Annotated in this window: 5 protein-coding genes; 3 read left to right on the forward strand and 2 right to left on the reverse strand. The window is 37.1% G+C overall.

What is annotated here, in order from left to right; genetic code table 11:
* Positions 1–150: 150 nt before the first annotated feature.
* Positions 151–906, reverse strand: a complete 756-nt coding sequence (gene istB / locus B5V89_RS19165) for an IS21-like element helper ATPase IstB (protein WP_107982156.1) — start codon at positions 904–906, stop codon at positions 151–153.
* Positions 903–2,432, reverse strand: a complete 1,530-nt coding sequence (gene istA / locus B5V89_RS19170; RefSeq protein ID WP_066234710.1) for an IS21 family transposase — start codon at positions 2,430–2,432, stop codon at positions 903–905. Before istA ends, istB begins: the two co-directional genes overlap by 4 nt.
* 365 nt (positions 2,433–2,797) lie before the next feature.
* On the opposite strand from istA, the gene B5V89_RS19180 reads away from it, so the two are divergent.
* The 3 genes from B5V89_RS19180 (at position 2,798) to bamE (ending at position 4,009) form a co-directional block, all read left to right on the forward strand.
* Entirely contained in the window at positions 2,798–3,010 is a 213-nt protein-coding gene (locus B5V89_RS19180) for an HNH endonuclease (protein WP_235598408.1), read from the forward strand.
* Between the two features lie 131 nt (positions 3,011–3,141).
* Positions 3,142–3,633 (forward strand): SMI1/KNR4 family protein, encoded by a 492-nt coding sequence (locus B5V89_RS19185; protein WP_066233658.1) that lies wholly within the window; start codon positions 3,142–3,144, stop codon positions 3,631–3,633.
* Between the two features lie 133 nt (positions 3,634–3,766).
* Positions 3,767–4,009 (forward strand): outer membrane protein assembly factor BamE domain-containing protein, encoded by a 243-nt coding sequence (gene bamE / locus B5V89_RS19190; RefSeq protein WP_066228266.1) that lies wholly within the window; start codon positions 3,767–3,769, stop codon positions 4,007–4,009.
* The last annotated feature ends 219 nt before the right edge of the window (positions 4,010–4,228 follow it).

The following is a 4,228-nucleotide window of genomic DNA, read 5'->3' on the forward strand; positions in this document are numbered from 1 at the left end:
TGTTTTTGTCAATAATAAATTGAGCCAAAGCGATCACTTCAAAAGTGAGCCACTCTTGGAATAAGCACTCCTATATATGGGAGAAGATGGGTGTTTAGGTTTCTTGCCCCGGGAGAGGGGCAAGAAACCTAAACACCTCGCACGTTACTCCTACTCTTCATTTTCTTTTTGCTTTAAACTTTGGCGGAATCGATATGATTCTCCATTAAGCAAAAGAATGTGTGAGCGGTGAGTAAGCCGGTCAAGTAAAGCTGCGGTCATTTTTTCATCTCCAAAAATGTTCGTCCATTCTGTAAATTCAAGATTCGTCGTAATGATAACACTTGCACGTTCATAACGGCTTGAAAAGAACTGAAATAATAGCTCTGCTCCCGTTTTAGAGAAGGGGATGTAACCGAGCTCATCCACGATGATCACATCGTTTTTGAGCCACTTCTTCTCAAACGCCCCAAGTTTATGCTCTTCCTTAGCTATGAGTAGCTCTTCTACCAACTCGGCAGCTGTAATGAATTTTGTTTTGTAACCATTTTGGATCATAGCGATTCCAAGGCCCGTGGCCAAATGGGTTTTTCCTGTTCCACTGTTTCCTAAAAAAATTATATTCTCTTTTTTCTCGACAAATTCACCTTTTGCAAGAGTAAGAAATCGGTTTCGATTTAAACTTGGCATTAAAGAAAAGTCATAGGTATCTAATGTTTTATGGACTGGAAATGCAGCTTGTTTCAGCCTTCTTTGCCTTTGATTTTCCTCTCGTGCCTGGACTTCTATTTCAAGTAATGCCAGTAAATATTCTTCGTATTGCAGATTTCTTTCTTCTGCTTCTCTTGCAAGAGAACGATATTGCTTGGCGATGGTAGGCATTCTTAGTTGTTTTGTTAAATGATCTAAAAGTATCTCTGTTGTCATTTCATCTGACCTCCCGTTAATTGTCCATACTGGGCAATATTTGCCTTTTGAATCTTATAGTCCAGTAGATTTACCGGCGTTTTCTCCTTAGATAGATCCTGGATTTTTAAGCAGTTATTTGAGAGCCTTTGAATGATTTCATGTACGACTTCGTACCGATAGATCTGTGCTTGTTCAGCTTCAAGTAAGGCTTGAGTCAACTTTTCCATTCCTATCTCCCGATGAAGGAGGAGAAGTCGGATAAATTTGCGATCACCCGAGGCTCCTTCATGTTCTCTCATCTTTCGATGAAAACGCCTGAACACATCCGGAATATCAGACGATTGGAATGCATGGGCATCCCGAATTGCTCGAGGCTTTTTCAATAATGCCTCAAGGTAATGATCCAGGTTTGTGATCATTTGGTTTCGTTCATAAGAACGAGGATGTTCTGCGATCACTTGATTTTGAGCCACAACGCTCACACGATCGACAAAAATTTTGACCCATACACCTTGGCCAACATAGCTACAAGGGATAGAATACTGATTTGTCTCTACAGTAATTAAAGATGTCTTGTTAACCTGGCAGGAAACCAGCCTGCAAGCTTCAAATTTCTTTTCCGGAAGTGGGTGCAGATATTCTTTTTCCTTTTCCCACATTTGCGCCACTTTTTCATTGGTGTGGGGGACCGTTTTCTGTTCGGCATCCTTTAAGCACCATTTCAAAAGGTGGTCATTTAATTCATCCAATGATTGGACTTCGGGTAACGGGACAAGGGCATTTCTTCTTACATACCCAACTGTTCCTTCTATGCGGCCTTTTTCATTTCCAGACCGGACATTACAAAATTCTGCCTTGAACAAGTAGTGAGCTTGTAAAGCTAGGAATGCCTCCTGTTCCAAGCGATCTCTACCTTGGAGTATTTTTACTACAGCTGTTTTTAAGTTATCAAAAAGCCCTTCTGTTGGTACACCACCAAAGAACTCAAACGCATGGACAAAGCCATCTAAGAAAGCCTCTTGTTTCTCATGAAGGTATGCGCGTGCAAATCGTACTCGACTTGCCGAAAGCTGCATACAAAAGAGGTAAATTCGTTGTGTTCGACCCTGTAGAATAATATCCGCCTCTCCCCAGTCGAATTGGAATTGGTGGCCGAGTTGAAAATCAAGAGGGATAAAGACATCCTGTAGTTTTTTCCTGCGTTTGGCAACAACCTTACGGATATTTGATTCGGAGCCTTTAAAATTATATTCATCTTGCAATCTACGAAATATTCGAGCTGCAGTATGTTTTTGTTTTCCCCAACGTTTGAGATCATCTTCAAGCCACTGATCTATTATTGGCAAGACTCTCCTTGTTTCATCAGAGTATTCTCTTCCGATATAGCTATTTTGCCGATTTATAGTTGTGGGAGCTTCATTCTGTTTAAGATATTTACTAACGGTATTTCTCGAAATCCCCAATTTTTGGGCAATCTGTCGCTGTGACAGCCCTTCTACCTCATGTAAGAATTTGATATTATAAAATTGAGCCATGTTGATCATCCTTTTTTCCTCTCTCTATATTAAAAGTTTGGTCACTTTCAATCTTAAGAGAGGATTTGTTAATTGGAAATCAAGTGGCTTATTTTTTTTGTGATCGAACCATTGAAATGTGGCTCAATTTTAATTTATCAAATACACTAATTCTTTAAAGCTAGACTTAATCAGACACCTGCATTCCGCATTAGAGAATCCAAAAGTTGAATTTGGGGGAATAAAGTGGTGAATCTAAGTCATACTTAAGCCCCCACCGGACCAATTAAAACTATATGCTTGGAGGAAAAGGTTCTAAAGGAAATGCTGCTAGAAGTTATAATTTTGGCTAAGCAAATGAAAAATTAGCAGATCAACTTAATAATTCCCCAGAATTGGCACATCAATTTGGAATGGAGTCTGGTGGAATTAGAGCAAAAGACATAGAAAAATACCGAGTAAAAAACAATTTAACATGGCATGAGTTAAATGATGGAGTAACTATGCAACTTGTGCCAACAGAAATAAACGCCAAATTTGGACATCTTGGTGGTGTTGAAAAGATAAACGCAGGCGCCTTTGAACCTGGGGGATTTGCAAATAAATAGTACGAGGAGAATTGAAAATGGCAATAAATGATGAAGTTTTTGAAGGCGGTTAAAAAAATCAAGTTTCTTATTTCAAAAGTCCATGAAGCAAATCAGCTAGGTGGAAATAAATTATGGGGAGAGGGTATTAGATGAGAAAAGATTTAGAGTGGGAATATGCTGATTTAGAAGTATCAGAAAATAAGATTAAAGAAGTTGGATTACAATTAGGCTTCAATTTACCTCAAGATTATATTAATTGTGTAAAAAAGAATGGAGGTGCGAGTGTTTTTCCTGAGGAATTTAATGTAGGCAATGCAGAGCGATGCTTTGGTAGTTTATTTAGCTTTGATGAGGAAAGTAGTGAGTATATTGTTAAAAAGTATGAAATATACAAACCTACCCTTCCGCAAAAGGTCTTCCCTATTGCAAACGATCCAGCTGGAAATTTAATTTGCTTCGATTATAAAAATAATAAAGAAAACCCAATAGTAGTTTTTTGGGAGCATGAAAATGCAGGAGAAAAAGAAATGTTGATGCGTGAAGAGGGATTAACAGAAGACCAGGCTGAAGAACGTGCTAGAGAAAATGTATTTTACGTTGCGGCAACATTTACGGAATTTCTTGATAAGTTACATGACTAATAAATCTCCTGATGAAAAGAGAGTATGCAGGCGCGAAATTATTAGAGAATATATTAATACTGAAAAGTAATCCACTACTAAAGTGGTAGATATAATGCTGAATTTTTCAATATATTGAACGGGCGGTTAAAAAATGAAAAAAGTTTTAGCTATAGTTTCTATTGTTATATTATCATTTGCAATCGTTGCTTGTGGTAATAAAGAAGGTACTGTAAAACAAGATCAGGTAGATAAACTGAAGGAAGGTATGACAAAGTCGGATATTGTGGATACTCTTGGTGAACCAATTGAAAAGAAGGATAACCAGTGGACATATGATTTACAAAAGAATGATAAGACGATAAATTTACACATTTTTTTAATGGTGATGAATTAATTGGAACGACAACTGGATCTAAATAAAAAGAATTCTAAACCGTTTTTATTAAGAATTTTATGGTCTGTGATAAAAAACATTTTTCTACTAACTAAGACTAATAATTAATAAAGAACCTTAAATGGAACTATTCAAATGAACTGCACCCAAATTGTTAATTTTAAGGTGCAGTTTTTCTATTATTAACTATTAATTGTAAGTAAGCCCGAATTATAAAAA

The sequence above is a fragment of the Heyndrickxia sporothermodurans genome (assembly GCF_003055045.1).
In the GTDB taxonomy this organism is placed as follows: Bacteria; Bacillota; Bacilli; order Bacillales; family Bacillaceae_C; genus Heyndrickxia; species Heyndrickxia sporothermodurans.